Origin of the sequence: Microcystis aeruginosa NIES-2549 (assembly GCF_000981785.2) — a bacterium.
In the GTDB taxonomy this organism is placed as follows: domain Bacteria; phylum Cyanobacteriota; class Cyanobacteriia; order Cyanobacteriales; family Microcystaceae; genus Microcystis; species Microcystis aeruginosa_C.
In genome coordinates this window covers 816,039-830,080 of record NZ_CP011304.1, presented here as the reverse complement: position 1 = coordinate 830,080, position 14,042 = coordinate 816,039, and the positions used below count along the sequence as shown (strand labels likewise).

General features: G+C 44.3%; 12 protein-coding genes. 7 read left to right on the top strand and 5 right to left on the bottom strand.

What is annotated here, in order from left to right; all coding sequences use genetic code 11:
- Positions 1–27: 27 nt before the first annotated feature.
- From cobN to myaer_RS03910, 5 genes are all read left to right on the top strand, one after another.
- Entirely contained in the window at positions 28–3,669 is a 3,642-nt protein-coding gene (gene cobN, locus myaer_RS03930) for a cobaltochelatase subunit CobN (RefSeq protein WP_046661032.1), read from the top strand.
- 74 nt (positions 3,670–3,743) lie between these two features.
- The gene (locus myaer_RS03925; RefSeq protein WP_071846415.1) at positions 3,744–5,033 is read left to right on the top strand and encodes an AAA family ATPase; all 1,290 of its coding nucleotides are present in this window, start codon (positions 3,744–3,746) and stop codon (positions 5,031–5,033) included.
- A gap of 4 nt (positions 5,034–5,037) precedes the next feature.
- Complete coding sequence (locus tag myaer_RS03920; RefSeq protein WP_080949711.1) at positions 5,038–5,709, top strand: DUF4276 family protein; 672 nt, start codon at positions 5,038–5,040, stop codon at positions 5,707–5,709.
- Between the two features lie 283 nt (positions 5,710–5,992).
- Positions 5,993–7,045, top strand: a complete 1,053-nt coding sequence (locus myaer_RS03915; protein ID WP_052734159.1) for a phosphotransferase enzyme family protein — start codon at positions 5,993–5,995, stop codon at positions 7,043–7,045.
- A 206-nt stretch (positions 7,046–7,251) separates the two neighbouring features.
- The gene (locus tag myaer_RS03910) at positions 7,252–7,632 is read left to right on the top strand and encodes a DUF7682 family zinc-binding protein (RefSeq protein WP_046661028.1); all 381 of its coding nucleotides are present in this window, start codon (positions 7,252–7,254) and stop codon (positions 7,630–7,632) included.
- Positions 7,633–7,641: 9 nt separating this feature from the next.
- Here myaer_RS03910 and myaer_RS03905 read toward each other — a convergent pair whose 3' ends face one another.
- Together myaer_RS03905 and myaer_RS03900 are read right to left on the bottom strand one after the other, a co-directional pair.
- Positions 7,642–8,133: a DUF29 domain-containing protein gene (locus tag myaer_RS03905; protein WP_046661026.1), complete on the bottom strand. Its 492-nt coding sequence runs from the start codon at positions 8,131–8,133 to the stop codon at positions 7,642–7,644.
- A gap of 13 nt (positions 8,134–8,146) precedes the next feature.
- Positions 8,147–8,638 (bottom strand): DUF29 domain-containing protein, encoded by a 492-nt coding sequence (locus myaer_RS03900; protein ID WP_046661025.1) that lies wholly within the window; start codon positions 8,636–8,638, stop codon positions 8,147–8,149.
- Between the two features lie 308 nt (positions 8,639–8,946).
- Here myaer_RS03900 and myaer_RS03895 point away from each other — a divergent pair, with 308 nt between their 5' ends.
- Complete coding sequence (locus myaer_RS03895) at positions 8,947–9,840, top strand: ROK family protein (RefSeq protein ID WP_046661024.1); 894 nt, start codon at positions 8,947–8,949, stop codon at positions 9,838–9,840.
- A 15-nt stretch (positions 9,841–9,855) separates the two neighbouring features.
- On the opposite strand, the gene myaer_RS03890 is transcribed toward myaer_RS03895, so the two are convergent.
- Entirely contained in the window at positions 9,856–10,458 is a 603-nt protein-coding gene (locus myaer_RS03890; RefSeq protein WP_046661023.1) for a Crp/Fnr family transcriptional regulator, read from the bottom strand.
- A gap of 356 nt (positions 10,459–10,814) precedes the next feature.
- Complete coding sequence (locus myaer_RS03885) at positions 10,815–11,453, bottom strand: LON peptidase substrate-binding domain-containing protein (RefSeq protein WP_046661022.1); 639 nt, start codon at positions 11,451–11,453, stop codon at positions 10,815–10,817.
- Positions 11,454–12,066: 613 nt separating this feature from the next.
- Between myaer_RS03885 and myaer_RS03880 the strand changes: the two genes are divergently transcribed.
- Positions 12,067–13,023, top strand: coding sequence for an RNA polymerase sigma factor, RpoD/SigA family (locus tag myaer_RS03880; protein ID WP_046661021.1), 957 nt, complete (start codon positions 12,067–12,069; stop codon positions 13,021–13,023).
- 93 nt (positions 13,024–13,116) lie between these two features.
- On the opposite strand, the gene myaer_RS03875 is transcribed toward myaer_RS03880, so the two are convergent.
- Entirely contained in the window at positions 13,117–14,004 is an 888-nt protein-coding gene (locus myaer_RS03875) for an S-methyl-5'-thioadenosine phosphorylase (protein ID WP_046661020.1), read from the bottom strand.
- Positions 14,005–14,042: the final 38 nt, after the last annotated feature.

The following is a 14,042-nucleotide window of genomic DNA, read 5'->3' as shown; positions in this document are numbered from 1 at the left end:
CATTATTTAACCTGACTCTCAAAACTTATGCACCGAATTGCTCCCCAAGCGGGTGGTTGGACAGCAGATACCGAAGGGGTGATTATTATTGACCAAAATCCGGCCCCGATTGTCCTCCTCACCATGGCTGATACCGATATTCAAACTCTAGCGGCAGCTATCGACCATCTACCGGATAATTTTCCCGCAATTCGCGCCCTCAATTTATCCCAGTTACAACAGCAATACAGTATCGATAACTATGGGGACAAGGTACTATCCCAAGCAAGGGTGATTATTCTTCGCTTATTGGGGGGACGGGGGAGTTGGTCCTACGGGTTGGAAGTAGTTAAGGAAATTGTCGAGGAAACCGGTGCGACTTTATTTGTCCTCCCGGGAGAGGATAAACCGGATTTAGAGTTGATGAGTCATTCCACTGCTTCCCTGACTACTGTTAACCAGTTATGGTGCTATTTCACGGAAGCAGGGATAGATAACTGGATTAATGCTGCTAAATTTATCGCGCATACCTGTCTCCATTTCGACTATCCTCCCTCTCCTCCTCAGGTTGTCCCTAGGTTGGGAATCTATTCCCAGACAACCCTATCCCAACCCCAAGCACGGACTTGGATACTTTTCTATCGTTCCCATTATCTCGCGGGTAACACCAAAGCTATCGATGCTTTAATCAGTGCTTTCACCCAAAGAAACATTGAAACTGTCCCTATCTTTCTCTCCTCTCTCCGGGAAATTGAAGTGCAAGAGGAACTATTAACCCTCTTTTCCCACCATCCCCCAGACTTAATTCTCGACACCACTAGCTTCTCTATCCAGCGACCGGAAGACAAACAAAATCATCACTTCTGGCAGTCCCTCAATAAACCCATCTTCCAAGTAATCCTCAGCAGCAGCAGTTTAGAAGCTTATCAACAGGGTTATCAAGGTCTTTCCCCCCGGGATGTGGCCATGAATATCGCTTTACCGGAAATGGATGGCAAAATTATCACCCGTGCTATTTCCTTTAAATCTGTCCTCACCCGACATCCCAAACTAGAAACGGAAATAGTTATCTATCAACCCCTCCCCCACCGGGTTGATTTTGTCGCTGATTTAACCGCAAACTATTGTCAACTCTCCTCCCTTCCCAACTCCCAGAAAAAAATTGCTCTCATTTTCCCCAACTATCCCAATAAGGATGGTCGTATCGCTAACGGAGTTGGTTTAGATACTCCCGCTAGTGGTTTGGAAATTCTTCGCGCACTACAAACCCAAGGTTATACCCTCACCGACCTCCCCGACCATAGCGATGAATTAATGCGATTGCTGATTTCCGGTATCACTAATGACCTGGAGACAAGGGAATTAAAACCTATCTATCAATCTCTCTCCCTAGAAGCATATCTAGATTATTTCTCCTCCCTTCCCCCCGATAATCAAAGCGCTCTGCTTGACCGTTGGGGATATCCAGACAAGGATTTTCCTATCCCCGGCATCCAGTTAGGTAATGTCTTTATCGGTATTCAACCTTCTCGCGGTTATGACCTTGACCCGACTCTTAATTATCATTCCCCCGACCTGGAACCTACCCACAGCTATCTCGCTTTTTACCATTGGTTACGACAGGAATTCCAAGTCACTGCTGTGATTAATCTCGGTAAACACGGCAATTTAGAATGGCTACCCGGGAAGAGTCTCGCTCTTTCTCCCCATTGTTATCCCGAAATTGCTTTCTCGTCGCTGCCGAATTTTTATCCGTTTATTGTCAATGACCCCGGAGAAGGGTCCAGCGCTAAAAGACGTTCCCAAGCTGTTATCATCGACCATCTCACCCCCCCAATGACGCGAGCGGAATTGTATGGAGATTGGGAAAAGTTAGAGTCCCTCATCGATGAATATTATCAGGCAGAATCTCTTGATCCTTCTCGTTTAGCTCTGATTCGCGAGCGGATTAACGATCTGGTGGCGAAAACTAATCTCGATCGAGAGCTAGGCACGATCTCGCGTAGCGAGCGCGTTGCGACCAGCGCTTCCTTTGGTCAATTTCTCACCGTCGTGGATGGTTATCTCTGTGAACTCAAGGAAGCACAAATCCGCGACGGTTTACATATCTTCGGTCAATGTCCCCAGGGTCAGCAGTTAATTGATTTAATCCAATCGATTGCTCGTTCTCCCAGTCCCGACCGCCCCGGTTTAACCCGTTCCCTTGCCCTTGACCTCCATCTCGACTGCGACCCCCTGACGGAATATAACGATACTACTACTTATCTGGAAGGTCTCGCTCAGGATTTAATTAGCCGGAAAATTGAACCTGTAGGCGAAAATACGGCAAAAGAATTAGTTTGGCTAGAAAATCAGTTAATTCCTGCTTTAAAACAAACTCCCGATGAACTTACCTATCTCTTAAAAGGTCTCGCTGGCGAATACGTCCCCAGTGGTGCTTCTGGCGCTCCTACCCGCGGCCGTCCCGATGTTCTCCCCACCGGCAGAAATTTCTATTCTGTCGATACCCGCGCAATCCCCACAGAAACCGCATGGGAAGTGGGAAGAAAGGCCGCAGAGGCACTAATTGAACGTTATACCCAAGAAAATGGCGAATATCCCCGCACTTTGGCGATTTCTATCTGGGGAACTTCGACGATGAGAAATAGTGGCGAAGATGTGGCCGAAGCCATGGCTTTACTGGGAATTCGTCCCCTTTGGGATGGTTTTTTCCGTCGGGTGGTCGGGTTTGAAATCCTTACCCCGTCTAGCTTAGGCCGTCCTCGTATTGATGTGACTGTTCGGGTATCGGGCTTTTTTAGGGACAGTTTCCCCAGCATACTACATCTTCTTAATTCTGGCATAAATGCGGTAGCTTGTCAAGAGGAAGAGGAAAAAATTAATCCTTTAGCGGCGAAAGTCAAGACAGAGAGGGAGTTTTGGCTAAGTCAGGGCTTAGGAGAAAAAGAGGCGAAACTGAGAGCTACTGCCAGAATCTTTGGCTGCAAACCGGGTGCTTACGGGGCCGGTTTACAGGGGTTAATCGAGTCACAAAACTGGCAAAATGATCAAGACTTAGCTAATGCTTATATTAACTGGAGTTGTTATGCATATAATAGCCAAGGAACTGCCCATTCTTTACCGGAAGTATTGAGAAATAGACTGCAAGAATTAGAGATAGTGCTGCACAATCAGGACAATCGAGAACACGATATTTTCGACTCCGATGACTACTATCAATTTCAAGGCGGCTTAACTGCCAGTGTCCGGGCATTAACCGGCAAAAATCCCGTCACCTATTTTGGTGATCATTCCCGTCCGGAAAATCCCCGCATCAGAACCCTAGAGGAAGAAATTCGCCGCGTTTACCGCTCGCGAGTGGTTAATCCCAAATGGATAGCGGGAGTGATGCGACACGGCTATAAAGGCGCTTTCGAGATGGCTGCGACCGTAGATTATATTTTTGCCTACTCTGCCACTACTCACCTAGTGGAGGATTTTATCTATCAGGGAGTAGCCGAAGCTTATTTATTTGACGACAAGGTACAACAATTTATTCAGGAGAAAAACCCCTGGGCATTGCGAGATATGGCCGAAAGATTATTAGAGGCTCAACAACGGGGATTATGGACCCAGGTGGACCAGAAAACTTTAGATCGATTGAGGGCAATTGTCCATGAGGCCGAAGGAGCGATCGAATCGGGTCAGTAATTGATAACTGGTCTAGAATCAATCTATCAAGAAATTGCTCAAATTACTTTAGTAATGAGAAACGGGACTAAATAATGGCCGGAATTGAGGGATTGAGGATTAAAAATTATCGAGCGCTCAAGGATATAACCCTGGGCAAGTTATGGAACACTCAAAATCGAGATTCTCTGACACCGATGACGGCCGTTATCGGCAAAAATGGTGTGGGAAAAAGCACACTTTTTGATGCGTTCGGTTTTTTATCTGATTGTCTTAAAGGAGGAGTAGAAGAAGCTTGTGATGCGCGAGGTCGGGGTGGGTTTGATCGTCTTCGTTCCCAGGGTCAGGAAGGAAGCATTGAATTTCAGATTTATTACAAAGAAGATTACAATTCCCGACCAATTACCTATGAATTAGCTATTGATCTAGATACGGATAATAGACCTTATGTAAAAAAAGAAAGACTCAGACAGAGAAGAAAAGGTCAAAAGACCGGATGGCCTTGTTCATTTTTAATCCTCGATGAAGGGAAAGGAATCGTTTGGAAAGGAGAAGAAGAAGGGAAACAAGTAGAAGAAGGTCAAGACCATTTTGATTTATTTAAGTTAATAGAAAAAATTCAACGAGAAGCTGATGAGGAAAGCAAGGAAACCGAGTTAGTGGAACTGAATGATAAGCGCAAACTAGGAATTGCTACGTTAGGTTCTCTCAAACAGCATCCGAGAATTTCCCTATTTCGGAGATTTATTGAGGGATGGTATCTCAGCTATTTTACTCCCGATGCGGCCAGAAGTTTGCCCCTAGCAGGACCCCAGAAACATCTCAATATCCATGGAGATAATCTCGGTAATGTGGTGCAGTTTATGGAAAGAGAGCATTCCAAGAAATTTCAGAATATACTTAATAGTATTTCTCGTAAGATACCGGGTATAGAAAAAATTAGCACCGAAAAAAGTCCCGATAATCGACTACTATTAAAATTTAATGATCGGGGATTCCAAGACCCATTTTATGTACAGCAAATGTCCGATGGTACTTTAAAAGTATTCGCCTATCTCTTACTGTTAGAAGACCCTTCTCCACCGCCATTTATCTGTATTGAAGAGCCAGAAAACGGCTTATACCATAAACTATTAGAAACCTTGGCTCAAGAATTTAGAAAACACGCCACAGGACAGAGAGGACGTTCTCAAATTTTTATCACCACTCATCAACCTTATTTTGTTGATGCTCTCCAGCCGGAAGAAGTTTGGATTCTGGAAAAAGGTGATGATGGTTTTTCTCGGATTAAACGGGCCAGTGACAATCCCTTAATCAAGAATCTCGTCTCAGAAGGATTGCCCCTTGGTAGTCTTTGGTATAGTGATTACTTAGATGAGAGATAAGGTCATGCACTTTGAAATTTTGGTTGAGGATTTGTCGGGAAAAAAAGCACTTGATATTCTAATTCCTAGGATTATTGACATGAATGCAGGTCATACATTTAGGGTTCATTCCTATAAAGGCAGTGGTCATCTTCCCAGAGACTTACAGTCTGTTTCCGATCCGAGCAAACGGATTCTTCTTGAGCGACTACCTAAACTGATTCAAGGATATGATAAAACTTTTTCTAGTTACCCTGATAATTATGCTGCTGTACTGATCGTGGTTTGCGATCTGGATAATCGATGTTTTCGGGAATTTCGAGAGGAATTAAGCAATTGTCTGGAAAAATCTGCTATCCAATCCCAAATTTACTTCTGTATTGCTATTGAAGAAGGAGAAGCTTGGTATTTAGGTGATATTAATGCCATAAAAATTGCTTATCCCCAGGCCAAAAGTGCTATCTTGGATTCCTATATTAATGATAGTATCTGTGGTACTTGGGAAAAACTGGCAGATGCTATATACAGAGGTGGAGCGAAACAATTATCTAAGTTAGGTGGAGCTTCTGTGGGTCAAGAGAAAACAGTCTGGGCAGAAAATATTTCTCCTCAGATGAATGTGGATATTAATCGATCGCCCAGCTTTGGCTATTTTCGAGATAAACTACGTCATCTCAGTCAGGAAGAATCAAGATAAGCAATATTTTTTCAGGCTCAACTTTTAGGCATTTAAAATAATCGTCGAGAGCGGGCAGTAGGGGATATCAAGTATCTGGGTAAAATTATTTACCCATAGCGATCCTTGTCTAGCAAGGCTTTCAGCCCTCTGTGGTCGGTAATTAATTTTGCCTGACTACTTAAAGACTGATTAACAGAGGAATGTAGCGAAATATACGGAGCGATCGAACCAATTTGTAATATATGTGGCCTATAAAATAGGATGATGCGAGCGTTGTCCATACTTGCATCGGGAGGGAACCGTGACGACTTTTCTGGCTTCGCTCAATTTACTGCCTTCTAGTTCTCCTGCTACTAATTTTCAGACCGGAGAATGGACTTTTCCCACACTCTACTCCACTCTTGCTCCCGCTGCCCTAGCAGATTTAGTTTTTTCTCGTTACGAGATTGATGTACCGAAAAATTGTCAATTTTGGCATCGGGGTTTAAGTGATGTCTATCTCCTCGAAACCCTGACAACTCCCTACATTTTGCGCGTATCTCACTGCCATTGGCGCAGCAAAATGGAAATCGACTTCGAGTTAGAATTATTAGATTATCTCGATCGCTCTCAGGTTCCCGTCGCCGCCCCAATTCGCACAAAAAACGGTGATTTATCCCTAGAAATTAATGCCCCAGAAGGGAAACGTTACGCCGTCCTCTTTCCCTATGCCCCTGGGGGAATTGCTATTGGGGATATAGATATACAACAAGCCTATCACTTAGGGGCAATCGTGGCTAATTTACATCGGGTGACAGCAGATTTTCAACCCCTAGCCTATCGTCATCCCCTCAACCTCAAATATCTTCTCGAGGATTCCCTGCAAATTATCGCACCTTTTCTGCACCAACGACCGAGGGACCTAGACTTTGTTTTAGAAACCATTGGGGAAATAGAAGAAAAAACCGCTAAATTACCGACAGAATCTCCCTATTGGGGCATTTGTTGGGGCGATCCTCATAGTGGTAATGTGCATATCACCCCTGATAATCAGATGACCCTATTTGATTTCGATCAGTGTGGTTATGGTTGGCGAGTTTTTGATATCGCTAAATTTCTGCAAGTTTCCCTACAATCTGGCTTAAATCGCCAGGTTCGCCACGGTTTTATTCAAGGTTACGATAAAACAGTACCTTTAACCGATGGTGAATTATCTTGTCTTCAGTATCTCACCCAAGCGGCCTATATTTGGTCTTGGTCAATTAGCTTAAATAACCTGCGTTTAACTGATTATAGTCGTCTCTGTGCTAATTATTTTAGTAGCCGTTTGGCCATTCTCAAACGTTTAAGAACCCAAGAATGGGAATTATTCTAAGCAGCCTTAATCCTGTTGGTGACAGCAGACCCTCACTAACCAAGATCAACTTTCTTCCTGGTCAATGGCCAAACGAGGTATCGATCACTGTATGCTGGTAAGTATAGATAATCACTAGGTAAAGACTTTCTTCTCCATCTGCCAAAAATGAAGCAAGCTTTACCGCTTTTGAATGCTCTCTCACAGCCTTACAGACAGATGGTATTATGTCCAGAAGAAAGAAGAAGTTTCCCTGTGGTCACAAGGGCTATGGCCAAGTCTGCCATCATTGCGCTCAACGGGACGCCGCTTGGGAAGAAAGAAAACGTCAAAAAAATGCCTGGGAAGCCACTTTTTCCGAAGATCCGATCGATCTGCGGGAATTACCGAAAAATGTGGTACTTAAAGCTAGGGAAATCCTGCAAGGATTGCAAGATCACCGCAATTATCGAGATTTCCACGGGAAACGATTGCGACACGATCGCTTTATTATCAGTATCCCCGTTACCCGCAATTATCGCCTCATCTGTCGCGACTACGGCAATCTCCTCGTCCCGGAGGCGGTGATCTCTCACGAGGACTATAATGTCTGTAAACCGGGTAGGTGAAGCTAATCTTTAGTTCACCTCGGAAGATTTATCCCTGTTTATATCTTCCCAATCCGGCAACCAATTTTCATCGAGAATCTCCTCTAGATTAGCTAACACTTCCCCGGGGAAAATACTGGCATCTAATTGGGTTTCGTCAATAAGCAGATTGCGAGCATCGAGATAACATTTTGCTAAAATTTCCCTTAAATAGGACTTTAAACTGGGACTATCTGCTAAAAGATCAGCAATTTGTAGGCGAAAATTCCTGATTTCTTTTTTCCATCCCGCTTGGTTGTAATCTCGTTGGGATTGCCAGTAGGTTAACTTCAGTAAATGTTCTAGAAGTCGAGTTAAGAGACTCTTAAGCGCTCGTCGATTATTTTTTCCCAAATCTGCCAACTCCTCTAATAAATTCTGCCAATCTACCGCTTGAAAATCCCCCCGACGCAATTGGTTGATAGTGGACTCTAACCAAAGTTGATAATCGCTATCGTAAAGATTTGGGATGGTAATATTCATGATTTTTTACTCCTTAATTGCACTTTTCAGAATCCTTGCTGATAGCTTCCCAATCCGGCAGCCAATTTTCATCGAGAATCTCCTCTAGACTAGCTGACACTTCCCCAGGGAAAATACTGGCATCTAATTGGGTTATATCAATAATTATCTCCCGAGCATCGCTGTAACATTCCTCAAGTATCTCGCATAAATAGGGTTTGAGACTGGGACTATCTCTCAGTATTTTCTTGATTTGTTTCCGAAAGGTTCTAATTTCCCCTTTCCATCCTGCTTGATTATAATCCCGTTGGGATTGCCAGTAAGTTAACTTCAGTAAATGTTCTAAAAGTCGAGTTAATAAACTGGCTAATGCTCTTCGTTCACTTTTCCCCAAATCTGCCAACTCCTCTAATAAATTCTGCCAATCTACCCCTTGAAAATCGCCTTGACGCAATTGGTTGATAGTGTTTTCTAACCAAAGTTGATAATCGCTATCGTAGAGAGTGGGGATGGTAATATTCATCATTTTTAAAATCGGTAAAAATCAGGAGTTAAGTAGGTAGGCACAATTATTTGTAGGATGGGTTAGCGGTAGCGTAACCCATGCGGGAGTTGGGTTTCATGCTTCAGCCCAACCTACGTTCATTTTATATTTAATTCCACCCACCTACTTAAGCTGCAGGTATCTAAACTATAGAAGAAATTTGGGGCTAATCAATCAGCTAGTTTTGCCAGTTTAGCCGAATTATCCTCTCAATCAGATCTAACTGCGAAAAAACCGCCAAAAAGAGTGATAATAAACCTAGCTACTCCCAGAGTAACAAGGAAAGCCCGATGGTGAAAACAGTAATAGGTGTCGATTTAGGTGGAACCGCTATTAAAATTGGTAAATTTGACCAAGAGGGCAATTGTCTCGAATCTCTCACCTTGCCCACTCCCCAACCCGCTACACCCAAAGAAGTCGCCCATACCATACATCAAGGCATTTGTCAAGTAAATTTAGATAAAAGTTGTCAAGCCATCGGTGTGGGAACGCCAGGGCCGACGGATGCTCAGGGAAGAATTGCCAAAATAGCGATTAATTTGGCAGGATGGCGGGATATTCCCCTGGCCGATTGGTTAGAAGAAAGCACGGGAATGCCGACAATTTTAGCCAATGATGCCAATTGTGCCGGTTTAGGGGAAGCTTGGTTAGGAGCGGGCAAACGGTTTCAAAACTTGATCCTGTTGACCTTGGGAACGGGAGTAGGAGGGGCAATTATCCTCGATGGTCACTTATTTGTCGGCAGCAAGGGAACAGCCGCAGAATTAGGCTTAATAACCCTCAATTTTGACGGTCCATTGTGCAATAGCGGTAATCAGGGTTCCTTGGAACAGTACGCTTCCCTGCAAGCTATTCGCCGGATGACTGGCAAAGAACCGAAGCAATTGGCGGAATTGGCCGAAAAAGGCGATCGAGAGGCTTTAGAATTCTGGCAGGGTTACGGTTGTTTACTGGGGGCTGGTATCGCCAGTTTACTCTATGTTCTCACCCCAGAGGCGGTAATTATCGGCGGCGGCATTAGTGCCAGTGCTAGGTTTTTCTTTCCCTCTCTGCTCACAGAAATCGAAAGACGGGTGTTACCTAGTTCCAGAGAAGGATTAGAGGTGTTAACGGCCGAGTTAGGTAATCGCGCTGGGATGGTGGGGGCTGCTAAATTAGCTTGGCAATTAGTGGGCGGGATCTGATTAAAATTGTCTGACTTAATCGTGAATAATTAAATGGCGATCGCAATCGATACTCACCGCTCCCTGACGCTGAAATTCGCCTAATAAACGCGTCACCGTTACTCTCGTGGTACCGATAGCATTGGCGAGATTTTGATGGGTTAAACGTATCTTTAAACGACTGCCTTGGGCGATTGGTTCTCCCATTTCCCGCTTTAATAACTGTAGTAACTGCTGAAGACGTTCCTCCACTCGTTTGATTCCTGCGATTGCCAGTAGGGATTCCGTTTGTTGTTGACGACGGATCATTTGATTTAACATCATCCTAGTTAATTCCACCGAATTTTCCACTTCGGCGATCGTGTACCATTTTAGGTACAATTCCGACAAGGCTCTGGCGTGATAGGATTCCAGATGGGTCAAATTTAAGCCAAAAAAGTGGGATGAATGAACCCAGCCTAGTAAAATTTCCTCTCCACTCTCAGATATTTGACTTAGTTGCGCCATACCCCGATAAACTTGCCAGACTCCATCAACCACCAGAGGAATATTTTCCCCGCGATCATAAAAATGGAGCCGACGACTCTCGCTATAGTCTTCTCGGAAGGGTGAGACGTTGGGATTATAGGTCAGCAACATGATCGAAGTTCTCCTGGGTGAGGGGCCAACAATTTTAACCCCACTTTACTGTATCAAGGTAAACATTAGGTAATCCCCAGATTAACAGTTATCAGTTATCAGTTATCAGTGGGTAAGTCATCAGTTTTCAGATGTGATACTAAATCTGGTTATTAAAAACTGATTATCTATTGCTCCTTTTGCCTATTGCCGTTCGGCTGAGCTCACGGCCGAAGCCTATTGCCTTTTGCCTGTCCTGATATGTAGCCTATACTCAACGGATTTAGTATGAGTTATCAGTTCACTGATTACTGATTACTGTTCACTGAAATAACTTCCCCATTTCCTTCTCCCGCAGCTGAAAAACCTCAAGATCATTAATTTAAAGCATCTTTAAGAGCCGTGCGAGCGGCCAGATGATTGCGAGTCGAGGTGAGAATTTCCGATTCTCGTTGCAGACGACTGACTGTATCGAGCATTTCCAATAAAGCTTGTTGTTCCCCAGCCACACCGTAGAGATTACCCGCCACCCAGTAGGATAATTCGAGGGGAAGACTGGGCAAATCGTCGGGGAGTTCAATTTTTTGAGCGGTTAATTTGGCTGAGAGATGAACCACATCCCGCAGCAGTTGGTCTACTTCTTTGGCCAGAGGTCGCAGATCTTGGGTGGTGGGAACATCTTCAATCCACTCCACTAAACCGACGCGATAGGGTTTTTCCCGGACGTATTCTAGGACACGGAAGCGCTGTTGACCGATGGTGAGAATTTTTAAGCGATCATCTGGAAGACGTTGACAACGGACAACTTCCGCACAACTGCCCACTTTAGCGATTTCTCCGGTGGCAGGATCTACCATTAAGACCCCAAAACGGCGATCTTCTTCCAATATCGTATTCATCATAATCCGATAGCGAAACTCGAAGATGTGCAGGGGCAGGGGACGACCCGGGAATAAAACAACTTCGGGTAGGGGAAAGAGAGGTAATTCTCTAACGGCAATGGAAGAAGTGGCCATAGGTTTAGTAAAAAAAAACCGATCTTCTCTTATTTTTACACAATCCCCCCTGAACCGCTAGGCAAGGTCAATAGACGGGAGTCAGTATTCAGTATTCAGGAGCCGGGAGTCAGTATTCAGGAGATTATTTTTATTTATTCTCCCCACACCCCACACCCCACACCCCACACCCCACTTCCCTCACCGCTCACTCTGCGATCGCTAAATGAGAAAATTGCTCATTTTGTCATCTAGATTGCATCCCGATGGGAAACCTCTGGGTAATATATGAGTAGAGATACTCAAACCTCCTCTTCATTGCTGCTTTCCTGAGAGGGATAATTTTTTTTCTCTCATAAACTTTACAATATTTAATAATTGTTGTAATATTGGTTAAATAACCAATGTTCTTACTACTTGCCATTTATGCCCAAAAACTCTATATCTAGCCAAAAAAGGACTATAGAGGCAATTAAATAGTCAATGAGATTTCTCTCTATAGTTGAGTAATCACTTACCAATCTCTTTACAAAACGAGAAAAAACTCTGATAGCATCTCCTTAACCGCCCCTGGGGAAGCGATCTTAAAAACGCCATCAATTCCTGAATATCAACCCTCAATCGACGCGCACTCATGAAAACCTCGAAAAACCTTACCGATCCAGTTCGCGCCTATCTCAGAGAAATTGGCCGAGTTCCCCTTCTCACCCATGAAGAAGAAATTCTCTACGCGAAACAGGTACAAAGATTAATTTTTCTGGAAAAAATCAAAGAATCCCTAAAGGCGAAACTCGGCAGCGACCCCAGCGATCGCCAGTGGTCAGAAGCGGCAGAAATTAGCGAAGAACAACTACGTCGAGAATTGGGGGCAGGGGATTTCGCCAAACGCAAGATGGTAGAAGCGAACCTGCGTCTAGTGGTTTCCGTCGCTAAAAAATACCTAAAACGCAATCTAGATTTATTGGACCTCATCCAAGAGGGAACGATTGGGATGCAAAGAGGTGTGGAAAAATTCGATCCCACCAAAGGCTATCGCTTCTCCACCTATGCTTATTGGTGGATTCGCCAAGCCATCACCCGGGCGATCGCAGAAAAAAGTCGCACCATCCGTCTGCCCATCCACATCACCGAAAAACTGAATAAAATCAAAAAGGCCCAGCGTCAACTAGCTCAAGATAAAGGTCGCGCTGCCACCATTGCCGAATTAGCCGAGGAATTAGAGCTAACTCCCAAACAGGTGCGAGACTACTTGGAAAGGTCCCGTCAACCCCTTTCCCTTGACTTAAAGGTGGGGGACAATCAAGACACGGAATTAGGGGAACTCTTGGAAGATACGGGACTTTCCCCCGAAGATTACACTGCCTATTCTTCCCTGCAAGTGGATTTGGAAAAACTGATGGCAGACCTCACCCCTCAACAAAAAGAAGTGATTTGTCTGCGTTTTGGTTTAGATAATGGGCAGCCCCTCACCTTAGCGAAAATTGGCGTTCGACTCAATATCAGTCGTGAACGCGTCCGTCAGATCGAACGAGAAGCGATCGCCAAATTGAGAAAACGCCGAGCTAACATCAGAGAATATCTAGCTAGTTAAGCCACAGATAACCTAGAATTTGGGTCAAATTGATCGTCTGGATCACAGCGAGAAAAATGACCTATTTCTAAATTCATGGGCGACTTTTCTCGGCTATTTCTCTACTTCTTCAAGATATTTTTTCAACAGGAGAGCTAATTTTTCTTTAGTGGCGACGGGAACAGAATCTAGACGGGTAAGAATAGCGTATTTAAGGGCAGAATGAGCGACGGAAACGGGAGGATTAGCTGCCAGACGGCGCACCGTTTCTTGGATAACTTTTTGGGCATTAATAGCGTTATGGTGTAGATTTTCGATCACCATTTCTACCGTGACATGATCGTGATCGGGATGCCAACAATCGTAATCGGTAACTAGGGCTAAGGTAGCGTAGGCAATTTCCGCTTCTCGGGCTAATTTTGCCTCGGTTAAATTGGTCATACCGATCACGGTTGCCCCCCAACTTCTATAGAGATTTGATTCCGCTTTAGTAGAAAAAGCTGGTCCCTCCATACAGAGATATGTACCGCCCCGATGTAAGGTAACTTCCGGCAGGTTTAAACTAGCGACGGCATCCCCTAAAATTTGGGCTAATTGCGGACAAATGGGATCACCAAAGGCGACGTGGGCAACAATTCCTTCCCCAAAAAAAGTCGCTATTCTCTCTTTAGTTCTGTCAATAAATTGATCGGGAATGACTAAATCTAGGGGTTTAACTTCCGCTTTTAGGGAACCAACGGCCGAAGCGGAAATAATATATTCAACCCCTAATTGTTTGAGAGCGTGAATATTAGCTCGAAAGGGTAATTCGGTCGGTAAAAAATGGTGACTTCTGCCATGACGCGCTAAAAAGGCCACTTCTGTTCCCTCTAAAGTCCCGAGAATTAAAGCATCGGAAGGAGAACCAAAAGGAGTATCGAGGGATACTTCCCGCACATCCTTGAGGGCATCCATTTTATACAAACCACTGCCGCCAATGATGCCAATTTTTACCGTCGTCATAGTCTTGGAAAGAATTAGTTATCGTTGCCTTGATGTTA